Raw genomic sequence first — 13,367 nt, forward strand, 5'->3', positions numbered from 1 at the left:
CAAACCATGACGTTCTTCTTTGAAATCCTGCTCGGCGGCCTGCTGTCCGGCCTGATGTATTCGCTGGTGGCGCTGGGCTTCGTGCTGATCTACAAGGCCTCGGGCGTGTTCAACTTTGCCCAGGGCGCGATGGTCTACTTTGCCGCGCTGGCGGTGGTGGGTCTGATGGACAAGGGCATGCCGATGTGGGCGGCGGTGATCGGCGCCTTCGTGGTGATGATCCTGGTCGGCATGAGCACCGAGCGCTTCGTGCTGCGCAAGCTGGTCAACCAGCCGCCGATCACGCTGTTCATGGCGACCATCGGGCTGTCGTTCTTCCTGGAAGGACTGGGACCGCTTTTGTTCGGTAATGAAGTGCGCCCGATCAACCTGGGCATCGTCGACGAGCCGATCGAATCGATCCTGACCAATTTCAACATCGTCATCTCCAAGTTCGACCTTGCCGCGGCTGCCATTGCCGGCGCGCTGGTCGGATCGCTGGCGCTGTTCTTCCAGTACACCAAGGTCGGCCGCGCGCTGCGCGCGGTGGCGGATGACCATCAGGCCGCGCTGTCGCTGGGCATCCCGCTGCAGAACATCTGGGCGATCGTGTGGGGTGTGGCGGGATTTGTCGCGCTGGTGGCGGGCATGCTGTGGGGCTCGCGCAATGGCGTGCAGTTTGCGCTGACGCTGACCGCGCTGAAGGCGCTGCCGGTGCTGATCCTGGGTGGCTTTACTTCAGTACCTGGCGCCATCGTCGGCGGGCTGATCATCGGCGCATCGGAGAAGCTGGCCGAGATCTATATCCCGCCGGTGTTCCAGTCGGTCTTCGGCGGCAATTTCGGCGGCATCGAAGGGTGGTTTCCGTATGTGTTTGCCTTGCTGTTTCTGCTGGTGCGGCCCGAGGGGCTGTTCGGCGAGAAACATATCGACCGCGTCTGACCGACTTCGCACAGGAGACTTGCCATGTTTTATCGTGAAGCCGGCCAGTTCAAGACCAGCTACGTTGCCGACAGCCAGATCTTCCCGATCCGCCAGGACCGCATCGGCTTTGCCGTGCTGATGGCCGTGGCGTTCGTGGCGATCCCGTTCGTCGGATCGGAATACTGGTTCTCGGCCATCCTGATCCCGTTCCTGATCTTCTCGCTGGCGGCACTGGGCCTCAATATCCTGACCGGCTACGCCGGACAGCTGTCGCTCGGTACCGCGGCCTTCATGGCGGTGGGGGCCTACGCGGCCTACAACTTCCAGTTGCGCATCGAAGGCATCCCGGTGCTGCTGTCGTTCCTGCTGGCCGGGCTGTCGGCGGCGCTGGTGGGCGTGGCGTTCGGCCTGCCTTCGCTGCGGATCAAGGGGTTCTACCTGGCGGTGGCCACGCTGGCGGCGCAGTTCTTCGTGGTGTGGGCGCTGACCAAGTTCCCCTGGTTCTCCAACAACAGCTCGTCGGGCGTGATCACGGCGCAGCGGCTGGACCTGTTCGGCATTGCCATCGATACGCCGGTGAAGAAGTACCTGTTCGTGCTGGTCATCGTCACGGTGCTCGCGCTGATCGCCAAGAACCTGGTGCGGTCGGCGACTGGCCGCGCCTGGATGTCGGTGCGCGACATGGACGTAGCGGCCGAGGTGATTGGCATCCCGCTGATGCGCACCAAGCTGATGGCGTTTGCGGTCAGCTCGTTCTACTGCGGTGTGGCCGGCGCGCTGTATGCGTTCTGCTACCTGGGCTCGGTGGAGCCGGACGGCTTCTCGCTGGACCTGTCGTTCCGCGTGCTGTTCATGATCATCATCGGCGGCGTGGGCAGCATCCTGGGCTCGTTCCTGGGTGCGGCGTTCATCCTGCTGCTGCCGATCTTCCTGGACAACGTGCTGCCGCCGCTGGCGTCGCTGCTGCACCTTCCCTTTACCAACGCCACCGTGTCGCACATCCAGCTGATGGTGTTCGGCGGGCTGATCATCTTCTTCCTGATCGTTGAGCCGCACGGGCTGGCCCGGCTGTGGCAGATCGCCAAGGAGAAGCTGAGGTTGTGGCCGTTCCCGCACTGACGGAGCGGGATCCTATTGTCTGAACGCAGGTCCTGAGTGAAGTACTGAAGCCTACGCATAACGAAACGCCCCACCGAGGGCGAAGGAGACTGTCATGACCAACCTGATCCGTAACGTGCAACGCGCCGCCCTGGTGGTCAGCGCCGCGGCTGCACTGCTGGCGCCGGCGGTGCCGGCACTGGCGCAAAGCAACGAGCAGTTCGTCGCGCTGCCGAGCTATCGCGTGGGGCCATATGGCGCCAACGGGCAGTCGTGGTATGGCGGCTTCATCGACTACCTCAACTACGTCAACCTGAAGGACGGCGGCGTCAACGGCGTCAAGCTGAGCTGGGAAGAATGCGAAACCGAGTACAACAATGCCAAGGGCGTGGAGTGCTATGAGCGCCTGAAGTCGAAGAACGCGACTACCAAGGGCACGGCGTACCACGCCATGTCCACCGGCATTTCCTATGCGCTGGTCGACAAGACCGCCGCTGACAAGGTGCCGCTGGTGATGATGGGCTACGGCCGCACCGACGCCGTGGATGGCTCGGTGTTCCCGTATGCGTTCCCGCTGGTGACCACGTACCAGATGCAGGTCTCGGCCATCGTCAAGTACCTGGCGACCAAGAGCGGCGGCTCGCTGGCCGGCAAGAAGATCGTCTACCTGTACCACGACTCGGCCTATGGCAAGGAGCCGATCGTGGCGCTGCAGGCCGAGGCCAGGCTCAACAAGTTCAACCTTGTCGAGATCCCGGTGGCGCACCCCGGCAACGAGCAGGGCGCGCAGTGGCTGAAGATCCGCCAGGAGAATCCCGACTACGTGATCTTCTGGGGCTGGGGCGTGATGAACCAGACCGCGCTGAAGGCTGCGCAGAAGGTGGGTTTCTCGCGCGAGAAGATGATCGGCTCCTGGTGGGCGGGCTCCGAGGAAGACACGGTGCCGGCGGGTGATGCCTCCAAGGGCTACATGAGCGCGACCTGGAACGTCGCGGGCAAGAGCGTGCCTCTGATCGCCGACATCGAGAAGGTCGTGTACGGCGCCGGCAAGGGCAACATGCAGGACAAGGGCAAGATTGGCTCGGTGCTGTACAACCGCGGCGTTTCCGCAGCGGTGGTGACGGTGGAAGCGGTGCGCGTGGCGCAGGCCAAGTTCGGCAAGGGCAAGGCCATGACGGGTGAGCAGATGCGCTGGGCGTTCGAGAACCTGAACCTGACCAACGCGCGCCTGCAGCAGCTGGGTGCCACCGGCCTGCTGCCCGAGATCAAGACCAGCTGCGAGAACCACGAGGGCTCGGGCAAGGTGAAGATCCAGCAGTGGGATGGCAGCAAGTGGGTGGTGGTGTCGGACTGGATCGAGGGCAACAAGGGCCTGATCCACCCGCTGTTCAAGGCCACGGCGGCGCAGTATGCGAAGGAGAAGGGGATTACGCCGGGGTGCTCGAAGTCTTGATGGCCCGCAACCTCCGACTGTTTGCTCCCCTCTTCCGCTTGCGGGAGAGGGGCCGGGGGTGAGGGCGGGCGCTGGCAGCAGGACGAACGTCAGCACTTCGTCGACGCGCCCGCCGTCACCCCAACCCTCTCCCAGAGGGAGAGGGAAAACCCAGTCGGGACAGTGAAAGCTCAACGCAATACCGTCACACCATACCCGCACCATGAGCCTCCTATCCATCAACAACATCGAAGTCATCTACGATCACGTGATCCTGGTGCTCAAGGGCGTTTCGCTCGAAGTGCCGGAGGGGAAGATCGTGGCGTTGCTGGGCGCCAACGGCGCGGGCAAGACCACCACGCTGAAGGCGATCTCCAACCTGCTGCACGCCGAGCGCGGCGACGTGACCAAGGGCACCATCGAGTACCGCGGCGACCGCGTCGACCAGCTCACGCCCAACGACCTGGTGCGCCGTGGCGTGATCCAGGTGATGGAAGGGCGCCACTGCTTCGCGCACCTGACCATCGAGGAAAACCTGCTCACCGGCGCCTATACGCGCGGCCTGTCGCGCTCGCAGACGCGCGATGAGCTGGAGAAGATCTACAACTACTTCCCGCGCCTGAAGACGCGCCGCAAGTCGCAGGCGGGCTACACCTCCGGTGGCGAGCAGCAGATGTGCGCGATCGGCCGGGCCATGATGGCCAAGCCGGCGATGATCCTGCTCGACGAGCCGTCGATGGGCCTGGCGCCGCAGATCGTCGAGGAGATCTTCGAGATCGTGCGCGATCTGAATTCGCGCGAGAAGGTCAGCTTCCTGCTGGCAGAGCAGAACACCATGGTGGCGCTGCGCTATGCCGACTACGGCTACATCCTGGAAAACGGCCGCGTGGTGATGGACGGCGACGCCGAGTCGCTGCGCACCAACGAGGATGTGAAGGAGTTCTACCTGGGCGTGGCCGCCAACGACGCGGATGGCGGCGCCCGCAAGTCCTTCCGCGACGTGAAGAGCTATCGCCGCCGCAAGCGCTGGCTGGCCTGAGAAGGGCGCATAGACCGGCTGCGTCCTTCTCGGACTCCTCGGACTCCTCGGACGCGCCCGACCATGAATGCAAACATTTGCCACTCACGGCAGCACTGATCATGCCCGAATACTTCGATTCGCTCGAAACCCGCGCGCCGGCAGTCCGCGAGCAGGCGCTTCTTGCCGCCCTGGCACGCCAGGTGGCCCATGCGCGCGACAACGCGCCGTATTTCACCGAACTGCTGCGCGATGTGGACCCGCGCTCCCTGACGTCGCGTGAAGCGCTGGCAGCGTTGCCGGTGACGCGCAAGTCCGACCTGACCGCGCGCCAGCGCGCGCTGCCGCCGCTGGGCGGCCTCAATGCGACGCCGCTGGGCAGGCTGCGCCATGTATTCCAGTCACCCGGCCCGATCCACGAGCCCGACGGCCACGACGCCGACTGGTGGCGCACGGCCCGCGCCATGCACGCCGCGGGTTTCCGTGCCGGCGACCTGGTCTACAACACCTTTTCCTACCACTTCACGCCGGCCGGCATGATGATGGAAACCGGCGCGCACAAGCTGGGCTGCTGCGTATTTCCGGCGGGCGTCGGCCAGACCGAGTCGCAGGTGCAGGCGCTGGCCAGCCTGCAGCCGGCCGCCTACGCGGGCACGCCTTCGTTCCTGAAGCTGTTGCTGGAACGCGGCGACGAGATGGGCCTGCCATGCACAAGCCTCACGAAGGCGCTGGTCTCCGGCGAGGCGCTGCCGCCGTCATTGCGTGCGTGGTTCCAGCAACGCGGGGTGCGCGTGCAGCAGATGTACGGCAGCGCGGATCTCGGGCTGATCGCCTACGAGTCCGAGGGCGGCGATGGCTGGGTGGTGGACGAGGGCGTGCTGGTCGAGATCGTCGAGCCGGGCGGCACGCGGCCCATGCCCGAAGGCGAGACCGGCGAGGTGGTGGTGACGGTGCTGGCCAACGGCGACTATCCGCTGATCCGCTTCGGCACCGGCGACCTGTCGGCTGTGGTGGCGGAGTCCTCGCAGCGGCCGAGCCCGTGCGGCCGCACCAATATCCGGCTCAAGGGCTGGCTGGGACGCGCGGACCAGGCGACCAAGGTTAAAGGCATGTTCGTGCATCCGGGGCAGGTGGCCGACGTATTGCGCCGCCATCCGGAGATCCGCGCGGCGCGGCTGGTGGTGACCGGCGACCCTGGCGCGGACGTGATGACGCTGCGCTGCGAGGCAACGCGCGAGGATGCGGAACTGCAGCGCGCGGTGGCCGAGTCGCTGCGCGAGGTGATGCGATTGCGCGGGGAGGTGGCGTTCGTGGCGGCGGGGTCATTGCCGCAGGACGGGAAGGTGATCGAGGATGCGCGGCGGTATGAGTGAAATCCGGGTGGTCGGGCTAGCGAACTTCGTTGATATGCCGGCCCTCACCCCCGGCCCCTCTCCCGCAAGCGGGCGAGGGGAGCAAACCGTTGGTGTATGAGGGCTTTCGAGCTAGCCATCGCCCGCGGCATTCGCACCCCTCTCCCGCTTGCGGGAGAGGGGTGGGTGAGGGCCGGCGCATCAACGAAGTGCCGCGCGCAAATCCACCGCACAGCCTTACCCCTCCGGCCCTTCCCCCGGCCGCGTTGGCAACCGGACCATCCACACACTCACCCCCACCGCGCAAGCCAGCAGCGCCGCCGAAGCAACCGGCCGCCCCCGCAGCAGCCAGGCCGTGGTCCCCATCGACACCCACATCATTGTCAGCGCCAGGCACTTCGCCTTGAACGGGATGCTCCGATGCCGCTGCCAGTCGCTGACCAGCGGCCCGAAGCGCGGATGCCCCATCAGCCAGCCGTGGAAGCGCCGGGAACCGCGCGCGAAGCACGCCGCGGCCAGCAGCACGAACGGCGTGGTCGGCAGCACCGGCAGGAAGATCCCGATCACGCCCAGCAGCAGGCAGAGCCCGCCCAGCGCCACCCAGACGGCGCGCAGCGCGCGCTGGCGGTGGCTTAGCACGGCTTCAGGATCGGGCGAAAGGTCAGTGTCGGAAGGCCGCAATGGTCGGACAAAGGGCCGCTAAGCGGCCCGCGGTAATGGATCGGTCAGCGCGAAATCCCCAGCCGCGCCTTGGCCGCATCGTACTCCGCTTTCATGCGCGCGACGATCTCGCCAGCGCTCGGGATGTCGTGGATCTGGCCCACGCCCTGGCCGGCGCCCCAGATGTCCTTCCACGCCTTGGCCTTGGAACTGCCGCTGGAGAAGTCCATCTTGGTCTTGTCGGCCACCGGCAGGTTGTCCGGGTCCAGGCCCGCGTTGCTGATGCTCTCGCGGATGTAGTTGCCGTGCACGCCGGTGAACAGGTTGGTGTAGACGATATCCGCGGCGGCCGAGCTGGTGATCGACTGCTTGTACGTTTCGGCAGCGTGCGCCTCCTGCGAGGCGATGAAGCGCGTGCCCACGTAGGCGAAGTCGGCACCCATGGCCTGCGCCGCCAGCACCGCCTCGCCGGTGGCGATCGAGCCCGACAGCGCGATCGGGCCGTCGAAGATCTTGCGCACCTCGCCCACCAGCGCAAACGGCGACAGCATGCCGGCATGGCCGCCGGCGCCGGCCGCGACCAGGATCAGGCCGTCGACGCCGGCCTCGATCGCCTTTTCGGCATGGCGCATGCTGATCACGTCGTGCAGCACGATGCCGCCGTAGCTGTGCACCGCATCGATCAGCTCCTTGGGCGGCGCGCGCAGCGAGGTGATGAACACCGGCACCTTGTGCTCGACGCAGACCTTGATGTCGTGCTCGAGCCGCGCGTTCGAGCCATGCACGATCTGGTTGACCGCGACCGGTCCCACCGGCGCGCCGGGGTTGGCAGCCTTGAACGCGGCCAGCTCGTCCTCGATCTGCGTCAGCCACTCGTCGAGCAACTCCGCCGGGCGCGCATTGAGCGCGGGGAACGAACCGACGATGCCGGCCTTGCACTGCGCCAGCACCAACTCGGGATAGCTGACGATGAACATGGGCGAGGCAATCACGGGCAGGGCCAGGTTCTGCAGGACCTGGGGCAGTTGCTTGGCGGCGGGCATGGTGTCTCCTGAACCACTGGCGGGCACGCTGAAGGTGCCCTAAATGAACGGTCGTTCGATTATAGGGAGTTTCTGGGGTGCGTCGCTAGAAGCCCAAGTCTATGCCGATCCTGCGCGCCATGGCAGGCGGGTCAGGCCGCGGGTAGCTCCAGCTCGGCCAGCGCGCCGCCGCCCGGCCGGTTGGCCAGCCTCACGCTGCCATGATGCAGCGCCGCCACCTCGCGCGCAAAGCACAGTCCCAGGCCAGTGCTCTTGTCGGCCCCTTGCGGGCGCGGCAGCGAGTAGAAGCGTTCGAACACGCGCGGCAGCGCGTAGTCGGGGATGCCGGGGCCGTGGTCGGCCACCGTGATCGCCAGCTGCGCACCGCGCCGTTCCAGCGCTACCCCGATGGCGCTGTGCTGGGGCGCGAAGTCGATGGCGTTTTCCAGGAGGTTGGCGATGGCCTGGCGCAGCAGGAACGGGTCGCCCGCCACCATGTCGGGGCCTGGCGGCGCTTCCAGCCGCAGTGTCACGCCGCGCTGCCGCGCGCGCGGCTCCAGCTCGGCGCACAGCTGCACCAGCAGTTCGCCCAGGCGCACCGGCTCGCGGGTTTCCAACCGTTGCCGTTGTTCTACCTCCGCCAGCGCCAGCAGCTTGCGGATCATGGTTTCCAGCCGGCCCGACTGCGCGCGGATGTTGGCGACGAAGCGCGCCCGGTCCGTCGCCGGCATGTCTTCCTGCAGCAGCTCGGCGGCGCCGCCGATCGCCGCCAGCGGGCTCTTCATCTCGTGTGTCAGCGTGTGGATGTAGTGCTCGACATATTGCTTGTCTTCGAGCCGCTCGCGCATGCCCTGCACCGCGCGGCCGAGCTCAGCCAGCTCGCTGGCGCCGCGCAGCGGCATCTCGGCGCGCTCGCCGGCGGCCACCGCCCGCGCATAGCCGCGCAGCTGGCGCAGGCCACGCACCAGCCACAGCGTGCAGGCCACGCCGATCACGCACGCGGTGCCGATCAGCAGCCCGCCGTACAGCAGGATGCGGTGCTGGCTGCGCGCGATGAAGGGCGCCATCGCGGCATTGGGCTTGGCCACGGTGAGCGCGCCGATGATGCGATCGCCATCACGTATGGGGGCGGCCACATACATCACGGTGCTGGCCTCGTCCTCAGGATCGCTGCGCGTGCTGCGCGCGCCGTACTGGCCGCGCAGCGTCAGGTAGACATCGTTCCAGCGCGAGTAGTCGCGGCCCAGGTCGGTGCCGGTGGAGTCGTAGCGGACGATGCCGCCGGCGTCGGTGACATAGACGCGGTAGCCGATGCTGTCCTTGTGCAGGCCCCATACGTCGGCATTGACCGGCGCCTCGCGCAGCGCCGCCATGCGCCGCGCGAAGTCGCCGTCGGCGATGCGCCCGGCCTTCATGTCGTCCGCGGCGAGCGCGGCCAGCACGTGGGCGGTGTCGATCAGCGTGTCTTCCATCGCCTGCCGCACGCCAGGCTTGACCTCCTGCACGAACACGCGCAGCGTCAGCACCGTCGCCAGGCCGACGATCAGGAAGAAGCCGAAGAAGATGCGCAGCCCGATCCGCATGGCGCGCTCAGGCCTGCATGGGATCGAGCGAATAGCCCATGCCGCGGTGCGTGCGGATGCGCTCCGCGCCTTCGCCTTCCGGGGTGGCGTCGCGCAGCTTGGCGCGCAGCGTCTTGACATGGGTGTCGACGGTGCGGTCGCTGGTGTCGAGCGCATCCTGCCAGACCAGTTCCATCAGCTGCGCGCGGGTGTAGATGCGGCCCGGGTGTGCCACCAGCAGCGCCAGCAGCAGGTATTCGTAACGGGTCAGGTCCAGCCAGCGGCCGCGGTAGGCCAGCCGTGCGCCGTCGGCGTCGTGAGTGAAGCCCGAGTCGGTGGCAGCGGGTGCGGGTGCGGCGCCGCCGCGCGCGCGGCGCAGGATGGCGCGCACCCGCGCAGCCAGCTCGCGCGGCGAGAACGGCTTGACCACGTAGTCGTCGGCACCGATCTCCAGGCCGACGATGCGGTCGATCTCTTCATGGCGCGCAGTCAGGAAGATCACCGGCACATCGCAGAAGGTGCGCAGCGTGCGGCAGACCTCGAAGCCGTTCACATCGGGCAGGCCCACGTCCAGGATCACCAGGTCGGCCGCGTCGGCGCGCATCCGGGCCAGCGCGGCGCTGCCAAGCGTGCAGTGCTCGGCCTGCATGCCATCGGTGCGCAGGGCGTAGAGGATGGTGTCGGCGATGGCCTGCTCGTCTTCCACCACCAGGATGCGCGGTTGTTCCATGCCGGCATTCTAGTCCACGTCAGAGGCTGGGCACGGTGCGCGGCGGCGGCGCGGCCTGGTCGCCGCGGCGCTTGTGGAAATAGATCTGCTCGGCGGCCCAGCGCAGCGGCGGTGAATACAGCATTAGGTCGAAGGGCCAGTCGCACTGGAAGCGGTCGAACATCCAGCGCAGCGCTCGCTTGCCGCGAAAGCGTGGCGCGCTGACGGTGGCGACGGCTTCCGGCGCCGGGCCGTTGTGCAGCAGGTGATCGGCGATGGCGTTGCCGATGGATTCGCCATGGGCAAAGGCGTAGTGGATGCCGCCGGCGGTCAGCGGCGAGACGATGCCGGCGGCGTCGCCGGTCAGGATCACGCCGTCGCGCGCGAGTGGCATGGCGGGGCCGCCGCATGGGATCAGGCCGGCGCGCGTGGCGGCGGGCCGCGTCAGTTCGGGCAGGCCGGCGCGGGTGCGTATATGGGCGAGCAGGCCGTCGAGGTCGGTGGCGCGGCCGTGACGGGGCAGGTAGCGGAGTGCCAGGCCGGCCTGGACGCCGGTGGGGTTCTGTGCGATCCAGCCTATGTAGCCGGGCGCGAAGCGGCGGGTGATGAAGCAATGGAGCATGGCGGGATCGGGGAGGGACAGGCCGGGGAATTCGTATTCGATGCCATACAGGAAATTGTGCGTGTGGCCCAGGCCTGCGCATTGCGCCACGCGTGATTTGGCGCCGTCGGCGCCGATCAGGTAACGGGTGGTGCCGACGCCGGTCACGTGCCAGCCGCCGCGGCTCGGCACGGCGCGGACAAAGGCCTGGCCGAGCCGCAACAGTGCGCCGTGGCGCACCAGCTCGGTGGCCAGCCAGCGCATCAGGCTGGGGGTATCAGTGGTGTGGAAGTAGTAGCCTGGGGCAGCCAGGTCAACGCTGCGCAGGCGTGGAGAGTAGAGTCGCACGCGGTTGACGCGGTGTATGCAGTCGGCGGGGGCGCGGCCCAGCCAGGTTTGTTCGATGGCTTCCTTGACGAGGATGCCGGTGGTGTGGAGTTTCTCGCCTGGGTCGGGTTTGCGTTCGAGGACCAGGACGCGCAGGCCGGCGCGGGCGGCGGCCAGGGCGCAGGCTGCGCCGGCGAAGCTGGCGCCGGATACTACGAGGTCATAGTCGAAGGTTGGCATGTTGGAGTGGCTTCTTGGTGAAGGGGACTCCAGTGTGGTGTTGCCGGGTGAGGGGAATGTGGGGTGGATGTGAAGTGGGTGGCGAATTTTGCGGCTGTGGCTCGTTGTTTTTGGTGACAGGCTGTCGGCTTTTGAAGCTGTGTTGTCGCCGTTGATGACATGCTGTCGGCCGTTGAACCGCCTGGTTCCGCCCTCCTGGGCGGGTCACTTTTTGTCCGAGCGACAAAAAGTAACCAAAAAGCGCGTTTGCGGCCCTGCGGGCCGGCCACTCTTATCGTAGTGTGCGGGGGCATTCGAACGGGGCTTTGCTTCGTTGCAGAGCGGGGCTGCCTGACGCCTTGGTGCGCCACGGTGGCTCGGGGGTTGACGCGATGTTTGGACGAGCCCAGAGCTGTGGGTGGCCCCTGCTGCTGGCGGCATGGTAGGAACGCCTACGGCTGCGCTGCGCGCCGGCCCTAAAGGCACGGTTGCCGCCCACGTCCTCGCCCGGCTTCAGGCCCTGCGTCTTTCCCGACGGCGCTGTGCGAGCGCAGCGACGTGCTCCGTGCCTGAGCCCCCGACCTACGATACTGAGCGCGCGCAGCGCAGCCGTAGGCGTCCTCGCGTTGACGCCGGCAGCAGGCGGCCTACGCCCGGCATGGGGATCGTTCAATGGTGGGTCGACGCAGCCACTATCCCAGACTCACTTGGCGTAGCAGGTTCGAACCACTGGCTACATCGAACGGAAATCACCACCGCCCGAACCACCCACACCGCCAACTTGATAGCCAGCCGCTAAGGCGACGCGCTTTTTGGTTACTTTTTGTCGCTCGGACAAAAAGTGACCCGCCCAGGAGGGCGGAACCAGGCGGTTCAACAGCCGACAGCACGTCATCAACAGCGGCGATAGCAGGCGGTTCAACAGCCGGCAGCATGTCACCAACAGCGACCACATTCGCCAAGCCAAAATCAGCCCACACAAAAAAAACGCCCCGCTACACGCGGGGCCATCAATTACCACGAAGACTGATACAGCCGGCAGGGCACCTGCCAATGCCACAACCGCATCCGAAGCATAGAAAACCAATGTGACGCCCACATGGCAACAAGGTGAACAGCCAATGACAGCCCAGAATCAAAGCCCATACCGCTTGATCTTGTCATACAGCGTAGCCTTGCCAACCTGCAGCAAATCAGCCGCCTGGCTGACGGCGCCCCCCGTTCGCGCCAGCGCATCGGCAATCACCGCACGCTCATACCGCTCCATCCGCTCCCGCAGCGGCGCGCTCTCGTCGGACGCCGCAGCATGCGCACCTGCCTGCCCTCCCTCCGGCACCCCCAACACCAGCCGGTCCGCCGCATTGCGCAGCTCCCGCACATTCCCTGGCCAGGGCCGCTGCTGCAGCCCCTGCCGCTGCGCCTCCGACAAGATTGGCGCCGGGCGCTGATAACGCACTGCCGCCACCAGCATGAAATGCTCGAACAACGCCACGATATCCTCGCGCCGCTCCCGCAAGGGCGGCAGCGCGATCGTGACCACGTTCAGCCGGTAATAGAGGTCCTCACGAAACGAACCTTGGGCCACCAGCGCATCCATATCCCCCTTCGCTGCCGCCACGATCCGCACATCGATCTTCACCGACGCATTCGACCCCAGCCGCTCGAGCGTCCCTTCCTGCAGCACCCGCAACAGCTTGACCTGCAGCGCCAGCGGCATGCTTTCGATCTCATCGAGAAACAGCGTCCCGCCCGAAGCATGCTCCAGCTTGCCGATGCGTCGCTTGCCCGCGCCGGTGAAAGCACCAGCCTCATGCCCGAACATCTCGCTCTCGAAGATGGCCTCGGGCACCGCACCACAGTTCAGCGCGATAAAAGGCCCCTCGGCGCGGCCGGACAACGCATGCAGGCTGCGCGCCACCAGTTCCTTGCCGGTGCCGGTCTCGCCGTTGATCATCACCGGCACGTCCGTCGGGGCCACGTTGGCAACCAGCGCCCGCACCTGCTCGATCGCCGGCGAACGCCCGATGATCCGCGTACCCGCCGCGGGACCCGCCAACTCGCGCCGCAACGCCTGGTTCTCCAGTTCGAGCGCGCGCCGCTCAAGCGCGCGACGGACGGTGTCGGTCAGGCGGTCAGCCCCGAACGGCTTCTCGATAAAGTCATACGCGCCTTCGCGCATCGCCTGCACGGCCATCGTGATATCGCCATGCCCCGTCACCAGCACCACCGGCACGCCCGGCGCCGCATTGCGGCAGTGCTGCAGCAGGTCTAGCCCGCTGGCGCCGGGCAATCGCACATCGGTCACCAGCACGCCGGGAAAGCCCGCATGCAGATGCGGCATGGCGGCTTCGGCAGATGGCAGCGCCAGCACGGTAAAGCCCGCAAGCTCGAGGCTTTGCGCGGTAGCCTGCCGCACCAGCGGCTCGTCTTCGACAAACAGGACACGCAGACCGTCTTGCATGGC

11 protein-coding genes are annotated in these 13,367 nt (G+C 66.8%); 5 read left to right on the forward strand and 6 right to left on the reverse strand.

Annotated features, from left to right (window positions below; all coding sequences use genetic code 11):
- The first annotated feature begins 6 nt into the window (after nt 1–6).
- From J8I82_RS08420 to J8I82_RS08440, 5 genes are all read left to right on the forward strand, one after another.
- Nucleotides 7–921 (forward strand): branched-chain amino acid ABC transporter permease, encoded by a 915-nt coding sequence (locus J8I82_RS08420; RefSeq protein WP_029046687.1) that lies wholly within the window; start codon nt 7–9, stop codon nt 919–921.
- Between the two features lie 24 nt (nt 922–945).
- Complete coding sequence (locus J8I82_RS08425) at nt 946–2,022, forward strand: branched-chain amino acid ABC transporter permease (protein WP_209756264.1); 1,077 nt, start codon at nt 946–948, stop codon at nt 2,020–2,022.
- A gap of 94 nt (nt 2,023–2,116) precedes the next feature.
- Nucleotides 2,117–3,454 (forward strand): ABC transporter substrate-binding protein, encoded by a 1,338-nt coding sequence (locus tag J8I82_RS08430; RefSeq protein ID WP_209756266.1) that lies wholly within the window; start codon nt 2,117–2,119, stop codon nt 3,452–3,454.
- A 202-nt stretch (nt 3,455–3,656) separates the two neighbouring features.
- Nucleotides 3,657–4,472 (forward strand): ABC transporter ATP-binding protein, encoded by an 816-nt coding sequence (locus tag J8I82_RS08435; RefSeq protein ID WP_029046690.1) that lies wholly within the window; start codon nt 3,657–3,659, stop codon nt 4,470–4,472.
- Nucleotides 4,473–4,573: 101 nt separating this feature from the next.
- Nucleotides 4,574–5,824, forward strand: coding sequence for a phenylacetate--CoA ligase family protein (locus J8I82_RS08440; protein WP_209756268.1), 1,251 nt, complete (start codon nt 4,574–4,576; stop codon nt 5,822–5,824).
- Nucleotides 5,825–6,040: 216 nt separating this feature from the next.
- Here the strand turns inward: J8I82_RS08440 and J8I82_RS08445 are convergent, their stop codons facing one another.
- The 6 genes from J8I82_RS08445 to J8I82_RS08470 all read right to left on the reverse strand — a co-directional run bounded on the left by J8I82_RS08445 (nt 6,041) and on the right by J8I82_RS08470 (nt 13,364).
- Nucleotides 6,041–6,442: a YbaN family protein gene (locus J8I82_RS08445; protein ID WP_284183045.1), complete on the reverse strand. Its 402-nt coding sequence runs from the start codon at nt 6,440–6,442 to the stop codon at nt 6,041–6,043.
- An 86-nt stretch (nt 6,443–6,528) separates the two neighbouring features.
- A complete protein-coding gene (locus J8I82_RS08450) occupies nt 6,529–7,506 on the reverse strand; it encodes an NAD(P)H-dependent flavin oxidoreductase (RefSeq protein ID WP_209756272.1) in 978 nt (325 codons plus the stop codon).
- 131 nt (nt 7,507–7,637) lie between these two features.
- On the reverse strand, nt 7,638–9,068 hold the full coding sequence (gene creC, locus J8I82_RS08455; protein WP_209756274.1) for a two-component system sensor histidine kinase CreC: 1,431 nt from the start codon (nt 9,066–9,068) through the stop codon (nt 7,638–7,640).
- Nucleotides 9,069–9,075: 7 nt separating this feature from the next.
- On the reverse strand, nt 9,076–9,777 hold the full coding sequence (gene creB, locus J8I82_RS08460; protein WP_209756276.1) for a two-component system response regulator CreB: 702 nt from the start codon (nt 9,775–9,777) through the stop codon (nt 9,076–9,078).
- Between the two features lie 19 nt (nt 9,778–9,796).
- On the reverse strand, nt 9,797–10,924 hold the full coding sequence (locus J8I82_RS08465) for an NAD(P)/FAD-dependent oxidoreductase (RefSeq protein WP_209756280.1): 1,128 nt from the start codon (nt 10,922–10,924) through the stop codon (nt 9,797–9,799).
- A gap of 1,114 nt (nt 10,925–12,038) precedes the next feature.
- Nucleotides 12,039–13,364, reverse strand: a complete 1,326-nt coding sequence (locus J8I82_RS08470; protein ID WP_209756282.1) for a sigma-54-dependent transcriptional regulator — start codon at nt 13,362–13,364, stop codon at nt 12,039–12,041.
- Between the last annotated feature and the right edge of the window lie 3 nt (nt 13,365–13,367).

Source organism: Cupriavidus consociatus (assembly GCF_017814975.1).
Lineage (GTDB): Bacteria > Pseudomonadota > Gammaproteobacteria > Burkholderiales > Burkholderiaceae > Cupriavidus > Cupriavidus consociatus.